General features: G+C 71.4%; 14 protein-coding genes and 4 pseudogenes. 6 read left to right on the top strand and 12 right to left on the bottom strand.

Features of this window, described 5'->3' with window-relative positions; all coding sequences use genetic code 11:
* Positions 1 to 2 precede the first annotated feature (2 nt).
* The 4 genes and pseudogenes from BJF79_RS24540 (at position 3) to BJF79_RS24525 (ending at position 5,787) form a co-directional block, all read left to right on the top strand.
* Positions 3 to 887, top strand: coding sequence for an RDD family protein (locus BJF79_RS24540; protein WP_075900796.1), 885 nt, complete (start codon positions 3 to 5; stop codon positions 885 to 887).
* A gap of 17 nt (positions 888 to 904) precedes the next feature.
* Positions 905 to 1,525: an RDD family protein gene (locus BJF79_RS24535; protein ID WP_083733808.1), complete on the top strand. Its 621-nt coding sequence runs from the start codon at positions 905 to 907 to the stop codon at positions 1,523 to 1,525.
* 1,041 nt (positions 1,526 to 2,566) lie between these two features.
* Positions 2,567 to 2,893, top strand: a complete 327-nt coding sequence (locus BJF79_RS24530) for a histone-like nucleoid-structuring protein Lsr2 (RefSeq protein WP_075900794.1) — start codon at positions 2,567 to 2,569, stop codon at positions 2,891 to 2,893.
* A gap of 381 nt (positions 2,894 to 3,274) precedes the next feature.
* Positions 3,275 to 5,787: pseudogene (locus tag BJF79_RS24525) on the top strand (ATP-dependent Clp protease ATP-binding subunit).
* A 400-nt stretch (positions 5,788 to 6,187) separates the two neighbouring features.
* On the opposite strand, the gene BJF79_RS24520 reads toward BJF79_RS24525, so the two are convergent.
* The 6 genes and pseudogenes from BJF79_RS24520 to BJF79_RS24505 form a co-directional block, all read right to left on the bottom strand.
* A complete protein-coding gene (locus BJF79_RS24520) occupies positions 6,188 to 6,889 on the bottom strand; it encodes a maleylpyruvate isomerase family mycothiol-dependent enzyme (RefSeq protein ID WP_075900792.1) in 702 nt (233 codons plus the stop codon).
* Complete coding sequence (locus BJF79_RS24515) at positions 6,880 to 7,683, bottom strand: ArsR/SmtB family transcription factor (RefSeq protein ID WP_262402512.1); 804 nt, start codon at positions 7,681 to 7,683, stop codon at positions 6,880 to 6,882. Before BJF79_RS24515 ends, BJF79_RS24520 begins: the two co-directional genes overlap by 10 nt.
* A 100-nt stretch (positions 7,684 to 7,783) precedes the next feature.
* Positions 7,784 to 7,954 carry a hypothetical protein gene (locus BJF79_RS61385; RefSeq protein WP_262402539.1) on the bottom strand — a complete coding sequence of 57 codons (171 nt, stop codon included), beginning with the start codon at positions 7,952 to 7,954 and terminating at the stop codon, positions 7,784 to 7,786.
* Complete coding sequence (locus tag BJF79_RS24510; protein ID WP_262402511.1) at positions 7,951 to 9,930, bottom strand: AAA family ATPase; 1,980 nt, start codon at positions 9,928 to 9,930, stop codon at positions 7,951 to 7,953. The genes BJF79_RS61385 and BJF79_RS24510 overlap by 4 nt, the downstream gene beginning before the upstream one ends.
* A gap of 113 nt (positions 9,931 to 10,043) precedes the next feature.
* A pseudogene (locus BJF79_RS61380) lies at positions 10,044 to 10,562 on the bottom strand (right-handed parallel beta-helix repeat-containing protein); the annotation flags it as partial.
* Positions 10,563 to 10,885: 323 nt separating this feature from the next.
* Positions 10,886 to 11,503 carry an alpha-ketoglutarate-dependent dioxygenase AlkB gene (locus tag BJF79_RS24505; protein WP_075900788.1) on the bottom strand — a complete coding sequence of 206 codons (618 nt, stop codon included), beginning with the start codon at positions 11,501 to 11,503 and terminating at the stop codon, positions 10,886 to 10,888.
* A 105-nt stretch (positions 11,504 to 11,608) separates the two neighbouring features.
* Here BJF79_RS24505 and BJF79_RS24500 point away from each other — a divergent pair, with 105 nt between their 5' ends.
* Complete coding sequence (locus tag BJF79_RS24500) at positions 11,609 to 12,817, top strand: MFS transporter (protein WP_143220140.1); 1,209 nt, start codon at positions 11,609 to 11,611, stop codon at positions 12,815 to 12,817.
* Here the strand turns inward: BJF79_RS24500 and BJF79_RS61375 are convergent.
* Positions 12,751 to 13,866, bottom strand: coding sequence for an ABC1 kinase family protein (locus BJF79_RS61375; RefSeq protein ID WP_262402510.1), 1,116 nt, complete (start codon positions 13,864 to 13,866; stop codon positions 12,751 to 12,753). The two genes, BJF79_RS24500 and BJF79_RS61375, sit on opposite strands and share 67 nt — an antisense overlap.
* 68 nt (positions 13,867 to 13,934) lie before the next feature.
* Positions 13,935 to 14,048, bottom strand: a pseudogene (locus BJF79_RS61370) (AarF/UbiB family protein); the annotation flags it as partial.
* A gap of 278 nt (positions 14,049 to 14,326) precedes the next feature.
* On the opposite strand from BJF79_RS61370, the gene BJF79_RS61365 reads away from it, so the two are divergent.
* A complete protein-coding gene (locus tag BJF79_RS61365) occupies positions 14,327 to 14,638 on the top strand; it encodes a hypothetical protein (RefSeq protein ID WP_262402509.1) in 312 nt (103 codons plus the stop codon).
* A gap of 141 nt (positions 14,639 to 14,779) precedes the next feature.
* Here the strand turns inward: BJF79_RS61365 and BJF79_RS65785 are convergent, their stop codons facing one another.
* The 4 genes and pseudogenes from BJF79_RS65785 to BJF79_RS24480 all read right to left on the bottom strand — a co-directional run bounded on the left by BJF79_RS65785 (position 14,780) and on the right by BJF79_RS24480 (position 17,592).
* Positions 14,780 to 14,959 carry a hypothetical protein gene (locus tag BJF79_RS65785; RefSeq protein ID WP_316043428.1) on the bottom strand — a complete coding sequence of 60 codons (180 nt, stop codon included), beginning with the start codon at positions 14,957 to 14,959 and terminating at the stop codon, positions 14,780 to 14,782.
* A 101-nt stretch (positions 14,960 to 15,060) separates the two neighbouring features.
* Positions 15,061 to 15,609: pseudogene (locus tag BJF79_RS24490) on the bottom strand (helix-turn-helix domain-containing protein); the annotation flags it as partial.
* Positions 15,610 to 15,832: 223 nt separating this feature from the next.
* Positions 15,833 to 16,498: a response regulator gene (locus BJF79_RS24485; protein WP_262402508.1), complete on the bottom strand. Its 666-nt coding sequence runs from the start codon at positions 16,496 to 16,498 to the stop codon at positions 15,833 to 15,835.
* Positions 16,495 to 17,592, bottom strand: a complete 1,098-nt coding sequence (locus BJF79_RS24480; RefSeq protein WP_075900784.1) for a sensor histidine kinase — start codon at positions 17,590 to 17,592, stop codon at positions 16,495 to 16,497. The genes BJF79_RS24485 and BJF79_RS24480 overlap by 4 nt, the downstream gene beginning before the upstream one ends.
* Positions 17,593 to 17,649 lie beyond the last annotated feature (57 nt).

The raw sequence follows: 17,649 nt of genomic DNA, 5'->3' as shown, positions 1-17,649 counted from the left end.
GAATGAGCGATTCCCCCCACCGCGGTCGCCGGTACGAGCCGCCGCAGGGACAGGGGTCCTACGGACCGCCGCCCTCGTACCAAGGTCCCCAGTGGCAGCAACCGCAGCAGCCCCAGCAGCCCGCGCGCCCCCCGGCGCGGCAGCAATGGCAGCAGCAGCCCCAGCAACAGCAGCAGTGGCAGCAGCCTGCCTATGACCCCGCCTACGGCGGTGGCTACGACTCGGGCTATGACCCCGGGTACGGGCAGCAGGGGGCGCCGTCCCAAGGAGGCTCCTACGGAGGCGTGCCGCTCGCCCCGATTCTCCGGCGCGCCGGAGCGCGAGTCATCGACAACTCGGTCGTCGCGGTGTTCGGGTTCGCGGTCGTCCTGCCGGTCGTCATCGGCACGGTCGGGCTGGACCGGGCGGGCAGTTCGGCCGAGGACGAAGGCGGAATCTGGAACTGGCCCATCATCTTCACGCTGTTCTGCGTGCTGTCGGTGCTGCCGTTCATTTATGAGGCCGTGCAACTGTCCATGTGGGGACGGACGTGGGGCAAGCGGCTCCTCGGCATCGGCGTCGTCCAGGCGCAACCGGAAGGGGAACCGCTGACGACGACGCAGGGAGTGTGGCGCGCGGGCGTCACGCACATCGCGTATCAGCTGGGCGTTTTCTTCTTCCTCGTGCTCGCCGTCATGGTGTGGAGCTACTTCGCCTACGGGATGCTGCTCGTCTGGGTGGGCATGCTCATGGCCCACCTCTGGGCGATCTGGGACCAGCCCCTGCACCAGGCCCTGCACGACCGCTTCTCCAACACCCTGGTCATCGACGAGCGCGCGCTGTACGGCGGCGGCGACCAGGGGCACGACGACCACGGGCACGGCGAGACCACCGAATTCGCGCGGTAGAACGGGAGACGACGGCGGTGGAGACGTCGCAGCCGGCCCCCGAGGAACCGAACGAGAAAGCGGCCGAGGCACCGGCGTCCGGGGGTGCGGCGGCCGGGGGCGCGCCGGTGCGGCTGCTCGCCGAACCGGGTCAGCGCCTCCTCGCCCGCATCGTCGACACGCTGATCGTCGGCCTGCCCGTCATCGTCGTCGCCCGCGAGACGGTGTCCGCCGCCGCCTTCGATCTCGTCGCACCGCCCGCGGTCGCGGGCTGCCTCCTCGTCTACGAGGCCGTCCAGCTCGCCCTCTGGGGCCGGACGCCCGGCAAGCGCTTCGCCGGGATCGAGGTCGTCCGCGCCGAGGACGTGCGGGCCGAGGCCGTCCTCGACCGCCACGACGAGGACGCCCCGCCCGATTCCCCACCGGACGCCCCGCCCGACCCGGCCCGGCTCGGCGCCCTGCGCGGCGCGCTCCGCGCGGCGATCTACGCGGTGCCGATCGTGGCGCGTCCCGTCCCCGTGGCCGGTCTCCTGGCGGGCGTGTTCTGGGTCGCGAACGCCGGCCTGCTGTTCGAGGGACGGAGCCGCCAGGCCCTCCACGACAGGCTCGCGGGCACCGTTGTGGTGAAAAGTCCGGACGCCCGTTCCGCGACGTTCTGACGGTCCCCTCGGGCGTTCGCGGGCGTTCGCGGGCGCACTCCCGCGGCGTCCGGCCGTCCGCCTTCCCGCAAGGCCTTCAGCGGCCCGCTCTCGGCCCGCTCCAGGGTCGCTGTCGGGCCCGTTCTCGCCCGGCTCTCGCCCCGCTCTTGATCTTCTCTCGATCGCCTCTCGACCTGATGCGCGCGCGTTCCCACACGTTCCCGAGCGCGCTCGCAGGCCCTGTTCCGGAGCCTCCGGTCGCACAACTACGGACGTCCCGGGGTTTTGGGGAGTGGCCCCTAGCGTTTCGGACGCCTCCGTTCGGCGGGCGAATCCCAGCTCGTTCCGGTTACGGCCGCGAATCGCGGAGGATCTGTCCCATCCCGGATGAGCCCTCCGGTTTGGGATGGGTTCGCCGGGGCACTCCAGCCGTCCATGGAACTGGGGCGGCGGGCGGGTTTGTGTCGCTTATCAACCGATTTCGGGATGCGGTGCCGGTCGCGCGCTTCGGTGTCGTCGTGGCACACCGACTTCACGCCCGCACGGAGGCAACCGATTTTCGCCTGCGGGTCGCGCGCCGTTATCGAGCGACATGCGCCGGTGACGGCCCGTACGTCCCGCCGTGCAGGGCCTCCGGGGCTTCGGGCTTTCCTGGCGGAGCGCGGTTAGTGTCGTTACGCCAGGGTTAATCGGTGCTGGGCGATGTTGGAGCGCCGTACCTGTTAAGGTCCCCCGCGGACCCTTTTTCACCTCCGCGTCCACCGCGTCCTGGGCCCGGGTCGTCCGTGAACGTTCCGCTAACGGCCCAGGTAGGCGCGGGTGGGCAGTGACGTCGGTCACGCCCGAAATCCGCCGAGCCGTACGGCCGCGCGCAAATTCATACCGTCCGGCCCGTCGCGCGACGGGCCGCCGCGGCGTGCCGTCCGGGATTCGTCTAGGGCGATTACGAAGAGTTACCAGGGGGGAAGGGGAGTTCATCGCGAGTGTTGAATTGTCATCCGCGCACATCGCGGTATATCTTTGTCAGCCAATGCAGTTTGCTCCAGCGAAAGGTCTGTCCTCATGGCACAGAAGGTTCAGGTGCTTCTCCTCGACGACCTCGACGGTGGTGAGGCGGACGAGACCGTGACGTTCTCGCTCGACGGCGCCTCGTACGAGATCGATCTGAGTGACACCAACGCAAAGAAGCTGCGGGATTCCCTGCAGCCGTTCGTGGTGAAGGCGCGCAAGGCGGGGACCGTCAGCCGCAACAAGCGGCGGCAGCGCGGCGCGTCCAGCCGCGAGCGCAGCGCCGAGATCCGGACCTGGGCCAAGAACAATGGCATCAAGGTCAATGAGCGCGGCCGCATCCCCGCGCACGTGATCGAGAAGTACGAGGCGGCCCACTGACCCGGCCGGCCGGCGGCCCGCCTCCGTCCGCGGGGCGGGCCGTTCGCGTTCCGTCCGGGAAGGGCGGAGATGCCCGTTCGCTTTTGGCGTAGCGCCGACGACGTTTCGCGACGCGCGCGGCGAGGTAGACCCGGCCGTCAAGGCACACCTTCTCCGGACTCGGCCGCGCCCTGACCGACCTGCGGAAAGCCCCCGTTCGCTTGGGGCGTAGCGGGAACATGACGCGTCGATGCGGTAGTTGGATGAGACTGAACAGCGCTTAGCTGGGGAACGTCTCCTGGTGGGAGTGCACCGGGTGGCCTCCTCGGGGCGGGCTAGCATGCGGAAGGACAGTTCCGGACGTTCCGGACTCTGCCCAACCGCTCTGTGAGGAGCGACGAGATGTTCGAGAGGTTCACCGACCGCGCGCGGCGGGTTGTCGTCTTGGCCCAAGAAGAGGCCAGGATGCTCAACCACAACTACATCGGCACCGAGCACATCCTCCTGGGTCTGATCCACGAGGGTGAGGGTGTCGCCGCAAAGGCTCTGGAGAGCCTGGGGATCAGCCTTGAGGCGGTGCGCCAGCAGGTCGAGGAGATCATCGGCCAGGGCCAGCAGCGCCGTCGGGCCACATCCCGTTCACTCCGCGCGCCAAGAAGGTCCTTGAGCTGTCACTGCGCGAGGCGCTGCAGCTGGGCCACAACTACATCGGCACCGAGCACATCCTGCTCGGCCTGATCCGCGAAGGCGAAGGCGTCGCGGCGCAGGTCCTGGTGAAGCTGGGCGCCGACCTGAACCGGGTGCGGCAGCAGGTCATCCAGTTGCTGCACGGTTACCAGGGCAAGGAGCCGGCCGCTTCGGGCGGCCCTTCGGAGGCTGCCCCCTCCACTTCCCTCGTGCTCGACCAGTTCGGCCGCAACCTGACGCAGGCCGCGCGGGAGGGCAAGCTCGACCCGGTCATCGGCCGGGACAAGGAGATCGAGCGGGTCATGCAGGTGCTGTCCCGCCGCACCAAGAACAACCCCGTCCTGGTGGGCGAGCCCGGCGTCGGTAAAACGGCCGTCGTCGAGGGCCTCTCCCAGAAGATCGTCAAGGGCGAGGTCCCGGAGACGCTGAAGGACAAGCAGCTGTACACCCTCGACCTCGGCGCCCTGGTCGCCGGGTCCCGCTACCGCGGTGACTTCGAGGAACGGCTGAAGAAGGTCCTGAAGGAGATCCGCACCCGCGGCGACATCATCCTGTTCATCGACGAGCTGCACACGCTCGTCGGGGCGGGCGCCGCCGAGGGCGCCATCGACGCCGCCAGCATCCTCAAGCCGATGCTGGCCCGCGGCGAGCTCCAGACGATCGGCGCCACCACCCTCGACGAGTACCGCAAGCACCTGGAGAAGGACGCCGCGCTCGAACGCCGGTTCCAGCCGATCCAGGTCGCCGAGCCGTCGCTGGCGCACACCATCGAGATCCTCAAGGGCCTGCGGGACCGCTACGAGGCGCACCACCGCGTGTCGATCACCGACGGCGCGCTCGTCTCGGCCGCGCAGCTCGCCGACCGCTACATCAGCGACCGGTTCCTGCCCGACAAGGCGATCGACCTCATCGACGAGGCCGGTTCGCGGATGCGGATCCGCCGCATGACCGCGCCGCCGGACCTGCGCGAGTACGACGAGAAGATCGCCGACGTCCGCCGGGACAAGGAGTCCGCGATCGACGCGCAGGACTTCGAGAAGGCCGCCGCGCTGCGCGACTCCGAGAAGCAGCTGCTCGGCTCGAAGGCGCAGCGGGAGAAGGAGTGGAAGGCCGGCGACATGGACGTCGTCGCCGAGGTCACCGACGAGCTCATCGCCGAGGTCCTCGCCACCGCCACCGGCATCCCGGTGTTCAAGCTGACCGAGGAGGAGTCCTCGCGCCTCCTGCGCATGGAGGACGAGCTCCACAAGCGGGTCATCGGCCAGGAGGACGCCATCAAGGCGCTCTCCCAGTCGATCCGCCGCACCCGCGCCGGCCTGAAGGACCCGAAGCGTCCCGGCGGCTCGTTCATCTTCGCCGGCCCGTCCGGTGTCGGTAAGACCGAGCTGTCCAAGACGCTCGCCGAGTTCCTGTTCGGCGACGAGGACGCGCTGATCCAGCTCGACATGTCCGAGTTCATGGAGAAGCACACGGTCTCCCGCCTGTTCGGCTCCCCGCCCGGCTACGTCGGGTACGAGGAGGGCGGCCAGCTGACGGAGAAGGTCCGCCGCAAGCCGTTCTCGGTCGTCCTGTTCGACGAGATCGAGAAGGCCCACCAGGACATCTTCAACAGCCTCCTGCAGATCCTGGAGGACGGCCGCCTCACCGACGCGCAGGGCCGTGTCGTGGACTTCAAGAACACCGTCATCATCATGACGACGAACCTCGGGTCCAAGGACATCTCCAAGGGCGTCTCGATGGGCTTCGCCCGCCAGAACGACGAGCAGGGCTCGTACGAGCGGATGAAGGCCAAGGTCTCCGAAGAGCTCAAGCAGCACTTCCGGCCCGAGTTCCTCAACCGTGTCGACGACACGGTCGTGTTCCACCAGCTCACCCCGAAGGAGATCATCCAGATCGTCGATCTGATGATCGCCAAGGTGGACGAGCGGCTCCGCGACCGCGACATGGGCATCGAGCTCCGCCAGGAGGCCAAGGACCTGCTCGCCGAGCGCGGCTACGACCCCGTGCTGGGCGCCCGGCCGCTGCGCCGCACGATCCAGCGCGAGATCGAGGACCAGCTGTCGGAGAAGATCCTGTACAGCGAGCTCAAGGCCGGCCAGATCGTGATCGTGGGCGTCGAGGGCACCGGCGAGGACGCGAAGTTCACCTTCAAGGGCGTCCCGAAGCCGACCACCGTCCCCGACAGCCCGCCCCCGATCGAGGGCGCGGTCAACTTCAACAAGGACTGACCGGCCCGCCGACCGGCTGACCGGCCGTCCTGCCACAGAGGCCCGCACCGCGAGGTGCGGGCCTTTTTGGTTTCCCTTGGCCAACACGTGGAGTAACCGGCCGGTAGCGTTTAGTATTCGAACATGCCATCGATCGACCACGAGCTCCCGCTGGAGATGGTGCGCAACCAGCCGAGCTTCATCGGTAGCCCGAAAACTCCTGGAGGAACACATGCAGGCCAGCGATTACGAGCTGCAGTCGGAGTTCGCCGAGTGGCGTGGTCGGGCGACAGCCGGCATGCTGACGGGCTTTTTGTAGCAGCGGAATACCCTCGTACCGAGGACGCAGGTCAAACGCATCAGTGAGTGCGAGAACCGCGAGCATCGACTACGCCGACGAGCGGTTCGTCGATGACGATCTTCAGTAGAGGAACGGCAGCCGTACCCCGGCGGCGCCCGTGAGGCCGGTGCCGTCGGTGCGGCCGGTGAGCCAGGCCAGGAGCGCCGTTGCCGGGCCGGTGACCGTGGGGGCGTCCGGGGCGCCGAAGCGGTCGCCGGTGTCGGACGCCCGCAGGTGCAGGGACGGTCCGTCCGTGCGGCTCGCGAAGGACGCCACGACGGCCCGCAGGCTTCGGGACGTCCAGTCCGCGGGCCAGTCGTCCGGTGCGAAGCCCGCGTCGAGATCGACGTGGTGCATGAGGACTTCGGTGCGGCGTGCGTCGGTCGCGCGGGCCACGGGGTGCGCGGCGCCGGACGTCCACCGCACCACCCGGTCCCAGGCGTCCGCGGGCATGAGCGTGTACGCGGCCGCGAACCGGTCGGCGCTCTCGCGCACGTCGGCGCGGAGGGCGGCCGCGCCGCGTGCGGCACCGGCCTCGATCTCGGCGGCCCGCGCCGCCATGCTCGGGTATTCGTGGGACGGGACGCCGGTGCGGGCCCACGTGAGGAGGCGGGTGCCGCCGTCGGCGTTGCGGGCGAGGTGGGTGAGGACGTGGCCGCGCGTCCAGCCGGGGAGCAGGGACGGGCGGCGCACGTCCGCGTCGTCGAGCCGGGCCGCGGTGGCGAGGAGGTCGTCGGTCGCGGCGGTGATCCTTTCGAGGGGTTCGACCGGTGTCAGGTCCACGGCAGGGGTTCCCCGGTTTCGAGCAGCGTCTTGAGGCCGGAGAGCAGTTCGGGCCAGCCTTCGCTGACCATGCCGAGCATGACGCCGTCCGGCTCGAAGCCGTCGTGGACGACGGTGAGCTTGACCTTGTCGCCGCGCGGTTCGATCTCGAACGTGACTCGGGTGCGGCGCTCGTCGCGGAGCTTGGCGAGGACGTCCCCGCCCAGCCCGGCGCCCTCGGCCCATTCGGCGGTCGGGGTGTGCCAGGTGTAGGAGAGGCGGCGGGGCGGGTCGGATTCCAGGACGACCTGTTCGGGGTCGACGATTTTCCGGCCGTTCTCCTCCCAGATCATGGTCGATCCGGGCGTCCAGTCGGTTTCGAAGGTCACGCCCCAGTAGCGGCGGGTGAAGGCGGGGTCGGTGAGGGCCTGCCAGAGGCGTTCCGGTGTGGTTTCGATGTAGGTCGTGTAGACGAAGGTGTCGCTCATGGGGTTTTCCTCCAATGCGGTTTTGAGGTCGGTGAGCGTCTGCGCGCGCGCCCGGTCGTACTGACGGATCCACCGTTCCGCGATGGCGTTGATGGGCGCGGAGTTGAGGTAGTGCAGTTTTTCCCGCCCGCGCCGGACGGGCGTGACCAGTTCGGCGTCCTCCAGTAGGGCCAGGTGCTTGCTGACCGACTGGCGGGTCATGTCCAGCCCGGCGCACAGTTCCCGCAGCGTCTGCCCGTTGCGTGTGTTGAGGCTGTCGAGCAGGCGCCGCCGGGTTGGGTCGGCCAGTGCCTTGAACACGGCGTCCATCGCGCCTCCCGGAGACATGCAACCATCTAGGTGCCTAACGATAGGCAGCCGATCGGCTGCATGTCAACGGACGCCGCGTCGCGGCACGTCCGGTGGCGGGGAGTCCGGGGGCGGGGCGTCAGCCGGGGACGTCGTCGGGGGAGAGGGTGGAGAGCTGCTCGCGGGTCGGCTCGGTTCCGGCGTTCGCGAGCTGTTCGGTGCGGCGGGCGTGGGCGGTGACGGCGGCGCGGAACAGCTTGTCGATCTCGCGGCCGTTGCCGTCCCGGTACCGGTCGCGGTGCGCGTTCAGGTGCGCCGCGAGGGCTTTGCGGGTGTTCTGCGGGACGCTGAAGTCGCCGCTCGCGCCTTGGCCAGGAAGATCGACATGAGGCCGGGGACGTCGTAGGGACGGAACTCCAGGGTGCGGGCGAACCGGGAGGCCAGGCCCGGGTTGGCGGCGATGAACCCGTCCATCTCGGCGGTGTAGCCCGCGGCGATGACCACGACCTCGTCGCGGTGGTCCTCCATGAGCTTGACGAGGGTGTCGATGGCCTCCTGCCCGAAGTCGTTGCCGCCGCCGGCGGTACGGGAGAGGGTGTACGCCTCGTCGATGAACAGGACGCCGCCGCGCGCCTGCTGGAACACGTCCGCGGTCTTCTGCGCGGTGTGCCCGACGTACTGGCCGACGAGGTCGACGCGGGCCGCCTCGACGACCTGGCCCTGGGCGAGGACGCCGAGGGCGGCGAGGAGTTCGCCGTAGAGCCGGGCCACGGTGGTCTTGCCGGTGCCCGGCGGTCCCGCGAAGACGAGATGCCCGGTGAAGGGTTCGACCTCAAGCCCGGCGGCGCGGCGGCGGCGCGCGGCGCTGAGGACGTCCAGCAGGTCGCGGATCTCGCGTTTGACGTCGTCGAGCCCGGTCATCGCCTCCAGCCGGTCGAGGACGCCGCGGACCTGCGCGGAGTCGCGGGCCTCCCCGAACCGGACGCCGAGTCCGGTCTCGACGTCGAGGTCATCGGCGCGCAGCTCGGACAGTTCGTCGCCGGACGGCAGGTCGTCGCGGTCGGCGAGGCGCTGCGCCTGCCGTTCGACCGCGGCCTCGAAGACCCGCCGAGCCGCGCGCCCGTTACCGAAGCCGGAGTCGCGCTTCACCGACGTGAAGTGCGCGAGGACCGCGTCGCGAGCGTCGCCCGACAGCCGGTAGCCGTCCCGGCTCGCGTGCAGCTCGACGATTTCGAGGAGTTCGGACGGGCTGTAGTGCTCGAAGTCGACCGTGCGGGAGATCCGGGAGGCGAGGCCGGGGTTGGCGGCCATGAACTCGCGCATCTCCGCCGAGTACCCGGCCGCGATCACGACGACCTCGTCGCGGTGGTCCTCCATCAGCTTGACGAGGGTGTCGATGGCCTCCCGCCCGAAGTCGGTGCCGGTGGTCGTGCGCGACAGCGCGTACGCCTCGTCGATGAACAGCACGCCGCCGCGCGCCTCGTTGAACATCTGCGTCGTCTTCAGCGCGGTGCCGCCGACGTTCTCGGAGACGAGCTGCGAGCGCCCGACCTCGACGAGCTGCCCGGTGGAGACGACGCCGAGCGCCGCCAGAAGCCGTCCGTAAAGTCGTGCGACGGTCGTTTTGCCGGTTCCGGGCGGTCCGGCGAACACCATGTGCCGCCCGATCGCGGGACCGGGCGGCAGGCCCGCCCGCAGCCGCTGCTCGGCGACCTTCTGCAGGTTGCGGATCTTGAGGATCTCGGCCTTGACGCCCGCGAGGCCGATCATCGCCTCCAGCTCGGCGATCAGCTCGGCCTCGATCTCCTCCCGCCGCCGCGCCTCCTCCGCTTCGGCCCCGCCCGCCTCCGGCCCCGGCTCGTCCGCCGATCCTTCGCCGGACGCCGGTGCGGTCGCCTGCTCCTCGTCGAAGCCGAACAGGTCGGGGCGTCCGTTCCGCTCGCTCGTCAGCCCCTCGATCCGGACGCGCGCGAGGTGCGACGTCGCGACGCCCGCGCCCGCCGCGTCCACGATGGTGCAGTTGCGCAGCGTCAGCTCGGCCCCCGCGCCCGCGAGCGCGCCGTCCTTGCCGCTGCCGGTGACGGTCGTCCCGTCGAACAGTCCGTTGCCGCCGTCCAGGATGTTGAGCCCGGCCCCGCCCGAACCCTCGACCCGCCCCCGGGCGAACGTGACGTGCCCGGCCTCGTAGGCGACCACGCCGTTCTGCGGCGGCGCGATGATGTCGCAGTCCTCGAACGTCCCGGACGAGCCCTTGACGAGGATCCCGTGCCGCTTCGGCGTCTCCACCCGGACCCGCCGCCCGATGACGGTCCCGCCGTCGGTGGCCCACACCGACTCCGGCCCGCGTCCTTGATCAGGCAGTCCTCGACGAGGGCGACGCCGTTGTCGGCGACGACCAGCGCCGACCCCTTCGTTCCCCGGACGGCCGTGTTGCGGATGACGGCGTCCGCGCGATCGTCCACCCGGATCGCCGACACCCCCGAGTCGCCGATCGTGCACCGCTCGATCAGCGGCCGGGCGCCCTCGGTGATCCAGATGCCGTTGCCGCCCGCCTTCTCCACCACGCACGACCGCAGGGTCACCGAGCTGCCCATCCGCAGCGCGACCGCGTTGTGCTCGGTGCCGGTGACGGTCGTGCCCTCCAGCAGCCCGGACGCGGACGCGTACACGACCACCCCGTCCTCGACCCGGCACCCCTTCAGCGCGAGCCGCCCGCCGCCCCACGCCCGCACCGCGACCGACCCGCGGCGGCTGACGAACTCGCAGTCCTCCGCGAGGACGCTGCCGTCCTTGACGTTGAGCGCGCAGCCGTCCTCGTTCCAGTTCCGGACGGTGATGCCCTGCAGGGTGACGTGCCCGGTCAGCTCCAGCGTCGCGTTGGTGGCGCCGTCCAGGGTGACGGTTCCGGGGCCGTCCATGGCGCTCAGCACGAAGTCGCTGGAGCTGCGGAACCCCGTGTTGGGATATTGCCCCGGTTCGATCAGGATGTGCCGCCCCGCCGCGGCATGCGACGTCGCCTGCAGGGCGTCCAGAATGCTCCGGAACGCCCGGGGTGAGGTCTGTGACACGACCAGACGCAGCAACGCCCCTCCTTACGGAAAACCAAGGATCACCGCCATGGTGCCATTTGGTCGAGACGCGGGGCGATACCGCTCCGGTTCGTTCATCGGACCCGGCCCGGACCCGGCCCGGGGTCGGCCCGGACCCGGCCCGGGTCGGCGCAGGGTCGGCGCCGGGTCGGTCAGCGGACGTCGCGGGGGCGGAACTGGACGCTGATGCGGGGGCCGGTCGCGCGGGCGCTCTTGGGGACGGCGTGTTCCCAGGTCCGCTGGCAACTGCCGCCCATCACGATGAGGTCGCCGTGCCCGAGGTCGCGGCGCAGCGTCCGCCCGCCGCCCCGGGGGCGCAGCAGCAGGCTGCGCGGCGTACCGACCGAAAGGATCGCGATCATCGTGTCGTGCGCGGCGCCGCGCCCGATCGTGTCGCCGTGCCAGGCGACGCTGTCGCGCCCGTCCCGGTAGAGGCACAGCCCGGCCGTCCGGAACGGTTCGCCCAGCTCGGACGTGTAGTGGGCGTCGAGCGCGGCCTTCGCGTCGGCCAGCACGGGATCGGGGAGGGCCGCGCCCTCGTCGTAGAACGCGAGCAGGCGCGGGACGTCGACGACCCGCTCGTACATGCGCCGCCGCTCGCCCCGCCACGGGACGGACGCCAGCAGCCGTTCGAACAGCGCGTCGGCGTCGGGGATCCACCCGGGGAGAACGTCGATCCACGCGCCGTGCGACAGGTTCGTGCGCCGCGCCTCGGCGAGCGGCCGCGGGCCCGTCCCGTCCGTGAAGTCCAGCAGCGACCCTTGGAACATGCGTCCCACCGTACCCGCTGGTGGCGAACATGTGTTCGAAGATCTTCGTCTGCCTGCGGCGACGACGCAGCGAATTCTGTCGGTGGCGATCCGTAGGGTTCGCGGGTGTGGAGAGAACTGCCGCGCCCGGTGCGGGCGCTCGTCGGTGTGCGCGTCCTGAACCAGCTCGGCGCCTACGTGATGCCGTTCCTCGCGGTCATCGCCGGGCCGGGCCTGGCGACGGAGGCGCTCGCGGTCTTCGGCGTCGCCGCCCTCGCCTCCCGGTGGCTGGGCGGGGTCCTGCTCGACCGGCTGCCGCCGCGCACCCTGATCGTCGGGGGCCTGGCGGCGACGGGCGCGGCCCTCCTGCTGCTCGCGGCGGCGCACGGGCCGGTCCTGGTGCTGGGCGCGGTCGCGCTCGCCGGGCTCGCGTTCGAGCTGTACGAGCCCGCCACCCAGGAGTCGCTCGCCCGGCTGACCGGGGAGGAGCGGCGCGGCGACGTCTACGGGCTGCTCGGCACGTCGCTGGTCGCGGCGGGGGCCGTCGCCGGACTGATCGCCGCGGTCCTGCTGCCGCTCGGCGCGCGCTGGCTCGCGGCCGTCGACGCGGGGACGTGCCTGGTCGCGGCGGGCGTCGCGTACGTGTACCTGGAGCGCGAGCCCGTCCGGCGTGGCGTCGTCCAAAGCGCGCGCTGGCGACCGTCCGGGACGCTCGTACGGCTCACCCTCGCGGGGACGGCGTTCGCGTGCGGCTACCTGGCCGTGCTCATGTTCATGCCGTTCGTCCTCCTGCAGCGCGGGGCGCCCGAGTGGCTGCCCGGCGTGGCGCTGACCTGCGCCGCCGTCCTGGCCCCGCTGACCGGACGGCTCGGCCGGCGCAGGCTCGACGGGTTCGCGCACGGGCGGGTCCTCGCGGTGGGCACCGCGGTCCTCGGCGTCCTCGCGTTCGCGATGGCCACCGGACGCGCGGTCCCGCTGCTCGTCGCCGCGTACGTGGCGTGGGCCGTCGTCGACAGCGTCCTGCAGGGGCGCTGGCAGGCGGTCGTCGCCGAGGACGCGCCGGAACGCGAACGTCCGCGCTGGTTCGCGTTCTTCGGGTCGTCGTGGGGCGTCGCGCAGCCCGCCGTGCCGGTGCTGGTCGCGGCGACGGGGCGGCTGATGGCGACGGCCGGGGCCGCGTTCCTCCTCGTCCCCGCGATCCTCGCCGCCCCCACCGGACGGCGCGGGCCGCGCGGCCCGTCGCGCGACCCGTCGCGCGGCCGGATGCGTCACCTCCGGAAGATGACCACCAGTACCCGCAGCGCCAGGACGGAGCACACCACGAGCATGCAGTAACCGAGGAACTGGTACAGGGAGACGACCGCGCCCATCGCCGGGCCGCCCTTCAGCCCGAGCAGCATCACCGCCATGATCCCCGCGGTCGACGCGAGGATCGTCAGCAGCACCTGCTGGAGCAGGCCGGTGACGGTGCGGCGGTCGCGCTCGTCGCCGAACAGCCGCACGTTCAGCGTCAGCCGCCCGGCCTCGGCCGCCGCGGTGATGCGGTCGAGCCTGCGCGGAAGCCGCCGCAGCATCGGCAGCATCGCCATGACCTCGTCGGACACCGCCTCCTGCAGCGACGACGGCCGCAGCCGTTCCCGCAGGTACGTCTCGCCGAACGACTGCGCCTCCGTCACGATGCCGAACCCGGGCGCCAGCTCCGTGAGCCCGCCCTCCAGCGTCGCCAGCGCCCGGAACACCGCCGCGATCTCCGGCGGCACCGCCAGCTCGTACCGCGCGACCAGCCGGAACAGCTCGGTGAACATCGTCATGTCGGGGGCGCTGCCCGGCCCGAGGTGCCGGGTCATGAACGCGCCGAGCGCCCGCGCGAGGCCCTGCTCGTCCAGTTCGTCCGGACGCGCGACCATTTCGAGGAACGCGTCGGTGACGCCCACCGTGTCCCCGCGGTTCATCGCGAGCAGCAGCCGCTGCAGGCAGGCCCGCAGCTCGGCGTCGAGCCGGCCGACCGACCCGAAGTCGATCAGGCCGAGCCGTCCGTCGTCGAGCAGCAGGATGTTCCCGGGATGCGGATCGGCGTGGAACGTGCCGTCCACGACGATCTGCCGCAGCACCGTGTCCAGCAGCGCCTGCGCGAGCTTCGACCGGTCCATGCCGCGCTCGTCGATCAGCGGCCCCGCCTTGTTCAGTGCCGTCCCCGCGAGCCGCTCCATCACCAGGATCCGGCCCGTGCACAGGTCGTCGAACGGCCGCGGGATCAGGACGTCCGAGCTGCGCGCCGCCGCGACGGACGCCATGTTGCGCGCCTCGACGCGGAAGTCGAGCTCCTCGCGCAGCGCGTCCGCGAACCCGGCGGCGAGGTCGACGACGCCGACGCCCGCGCCCACCCGGCCCGCTGGTGCAGCGTCCGCGCGAGCCGCCCGACGATGTCGAGGTCGCGCTCCACGACCGTCCGGATCCCGGGCCGCTGGACCTTCACCACGACGTCCTCGCCCGACCGCAGCCGCGCCGTGTGCACCTGCGCGACCGACGCGGCCGCCAGCGGCGTCCGGTCGAACTCCGCGAACACCTCCTCGGGCGCCGCCCAGCTCGTCCCGGACGACCCGTTCGATGTGCTCCCACGGGACGGGCGCCGCACGGTCCTGCAGCCGTCCGAGTTCGGCGACGAACTCCGGCGGCAGCACGTCCCGGCGCGTCGACAGCACCTGCCCGAGCTTGACGAACGCGACGCCGCCCTGTTCGAGGGCCCGCGTCAGCGAGCGGGCGAGCCGCACCCGCTCGTCCTCGGTGCCCGGCCCGCGCTTCGCGCGTCCGCGCAGGTAGGGGCCGAGGCCGTGGCGGAGGAAGATGAACGAGATCTGCCGGTACCGCCGCCCCCGCGAGAGCCGCGACCGGACGCTGCCGAACCAGTACAGCGGGGACGGCACCGACCCGGTCGGGACGAACGCCTCCCACAGCACCAGAACGGTCATCGCGACCAGGACCGCGCACGCGGAGCCGAGGACCACGAACCACAGCGCCGCCGTCACGTTCCGCGCGGGGTCGATCCCGGCGAACAGCGCGGCCGCGACCGGGCTCGCCACCGCCTGCCCGGCGGCGCCCGCCACGACCGTCCGGAACAGCGAGAACCGCATGTTCAGCAGCCGCCGCGCGCCGTAGGCCAGCGCCAGTGTGTTGATCAGCGTCCCGGCGGCGAACGCCAGGACCGTAGCGGCGGAATCCATGCGGGCGACATTAGCGGCGCAATCCCGGCGAACCCTCCCGCCGACGGCCGAGGCCGTCTCCCTCCGGCGGGGGAGTTCAGAACTCCTTCAGCAGCTCCCGCAGGAAGTCGACCGTCCGGGCCGGCCGGGCCGCCCGGATGGCCAGCAGGTCCATGATCTCCTGGTAGCGGGACGCCTCGTCCCCCTCGGGATACCGCGCCCCGGTGAGCTGTTCGAGGTAGACCGCGTCGTCGAGGTCGTACTGCGCGAACCGCATGATCGTGATCGGCCCGCCCGAGCGCAGTGGGCCGCCCGCCCGAAGAACGGCAGGACCTGGACGTTCACGTTGTGCATGTGCTCGGCGACGTCGATCAGGTGCGCGAGCTGGCCGCGCATCGTCGCGGGCCCGCCGATCGGACGGCGCAGCGCCGCCTCGTCGATGATCGCCCACAGCGTCGCCGCGCCGACCGGACGGTGCAGGATCGCCTGCCGGCTCATCCGGACGGTGAGGCGCCGGTCGAGCCCGTCGTGATGGGCGTCGTGGTGTTCGAGGCCGATGACCGCGCGCGCGTACTCGCGCGTCTGCAGCAGCCCCGGGACGTACTGCACCTCGTAGTTGCGGATCGTCGTCGCCGACTGCTCCAGCCCGAGGAACTGCTCGAACCAGCCCGGCACCACGTCGCCGTAGGAATTCCACCAGCCGGGCCGTTTCGCCTCCCGGACGAGCTCGACCAGCGACTCCCGCTCCGCCGGATCGTCCACGCCGTAGAGGTCGAGCAGGTCGAGCACGTCCCGTTCCTTGAACCGGTGCCGGCCCAGCTCCAGCCTGCTGATCTTGGACGCCGAACAGCGGATGGCCCGGCCCGCCTCCGCGCATCCGATGCCGTTGCGCTCCCGCAACCGCCGCAGCCGCGCGCCGATCTGCATGCGCAGCGCGGTCGGCCCCGTCTGCATTCTGTCCAGCACAAGATCTCCATTGTCCGCGACGACCAAGGGAGCTTCTCACAGGAGATGGGAGTTGCGCAGGGAACCGGCGGCCAGAGGTATGTAACTCTCACATTGTCCGGAAAATCTGGGAGTACCAAAGGACCGTTCCAATGATTCCCGATATGACCAATCGGCCATTTTGCAGCGACCGTTGAAGATCCATTCAGGGTGTCAGCAGGCCGTGCTGCAGGGCCCGCAGCACCGCCCGCGTCCGGTCCCGCACCCCCAGCTTCGCCAGCAGGCTCGACACGTGGTTCTTCACCGTGCCCTCCGCCAGACGCAGCGCGTCGGCGATCTCCCGGTTCGCGTACCCGCCCGCCAGCAGCCGCAGGATCTCCAGCTCCCGCTCCGTCAGCGGCTGCGGCGGCGGCAGATCGTCGATCGGCTCCGGCAGCCGCGGCACCGCCCGCAGCAGCCGCTCGGTCAACGCCGGCCGCACCAGCGAACCGCCGTCCGCGAGCGTCCGGATCGCCCCGACGACCTCCTGCAGCGTCACGTCCTTCAGCAGGTACCCGTCCGCCCCGGCCCGCAGCGCCCGCAGCACCAGCTCGTCGTCGTCGAACGTCGTCAGCACCAGCGTCGGCACCCCGTTGCCCCGCTCCCGCAGCGCCGTCAGCGTCGCGATCCCGTCCCGTCCGGGCATCCGCAGATCCAGCAGCAGGACGTCCGGTGCCACCTCCTCGACCACCCGCAGGGCCTCGTCCCCGTCCGCCGCCTCCGCCGCGACCGTCACCTCCTCCGACAGCTCCAGCAGATGCCGGATGCCCTGCCGCACGAGCGTCTGGTCGTCGACCACGCACACCCGGATCGTCCGCCGCGCCCCGCTCACGACGGCACCCGCACCCGCACGCCGAACCCGTCCCGGGTGTCGAACGAGACCTCCCCGCCGAGCTGCCCCACCCGCTCCCGCATGCCCGCGAGCCCGTTGCCGAGCCGCAGCACGGACGTCCCGCACCCGTCGTCCCGCGCGCTCAGCACCACCCCGTCGCCCTCCCGCATGACGTCCACCCACAGGTTCTCGGCGCCCGCGTGCCGGATCGCGTTCGTCACGACCTCCTGCACGCACCGGATCAACGCCCCCGCGCACGCCTCGTCCGGACGCACGTCGTCCACGCGCAGATGAACCCTCGGACGCGGCAGATCCACCACGATCGCCTGCAACGCCCGTTCGAGCGGCACCGACCGTCCCCGCAGCTCCCCGACCGCCGTCCGGACGTCGCCCAGCAGCTCCCGCGCGAGCCCCCGCGCCCGTTCGACATGGACCTTCTCGGGCCCGTCGCCCTTGTGCGCGGCGACCTCCAGCTCCAGCACCAGCGCGGTGAGCTGGTGCCCGACCAGGTCGTGCAGCTCCCGCGCGATCCGGAGCCGCTCCCCGGACCGGCTCGACTCCGCCAGCAGCTCCGTCGCCGCCCGCAGCTCGGCGTTCGCGACCGCGAGCCGCTCGCCCGTCTCGGCGTTCCGCCGCTCGCTCAGCACGCCCCAGACGGCCGAGCCCTGCAGCATCCCGTAGATCGCCGCGGACAGCGTGACGTCCACCAACGAGCCGTCCCGCAGGACGGCCGCGACCCCCACGACCCCGCTGTTGGCGACCAGCAGCAGCGCGACCGTCCGTTTCGTGGCGAGATGCGTGGCGATGGCGGTGACGAAGACGAGCACGATCGCCGTCCACGCGACCTGGGGCGCGAGCAGCACCGCTCCTGCGGCCGTGACCGCGACCGCGGCGAGCAGCGGCCCCGGACGTTCCGCGACGAACATCGCGAACATCGCCGCGAGAAACAGGCCGTAACAAACCCACCAAAGCCAGACCGGCCCGACCGTGGGACGCTCCCCGCCCAACTGCGTCAGCGCGACCGGGCACGCGATGACGAGGCAGACGCCCAGCAAGCACGCCGTGCCCCACCGTTCCAGACGCGAGTCGGCCATAACGGAAGAGTACGGGCAATCGCCGCAGGTCACCCGTGCCAGAAGTCACGTGACCGC

Origin of the sequence: Actinomadura sp. CNU-125 (genome assembly GCF_001942465.1) — a bacterium.
Lineage (GTDB): Bacteria > Actinomycetota > Actinomycetes > Streptosporangiales > Streptosporangiaceae > Spirillospora.
The sequence above is the reverse complement of the archived record's forward strand: the minus strand, read 5'-3'. Positions and strand labels throughout refer to the sequence as shown.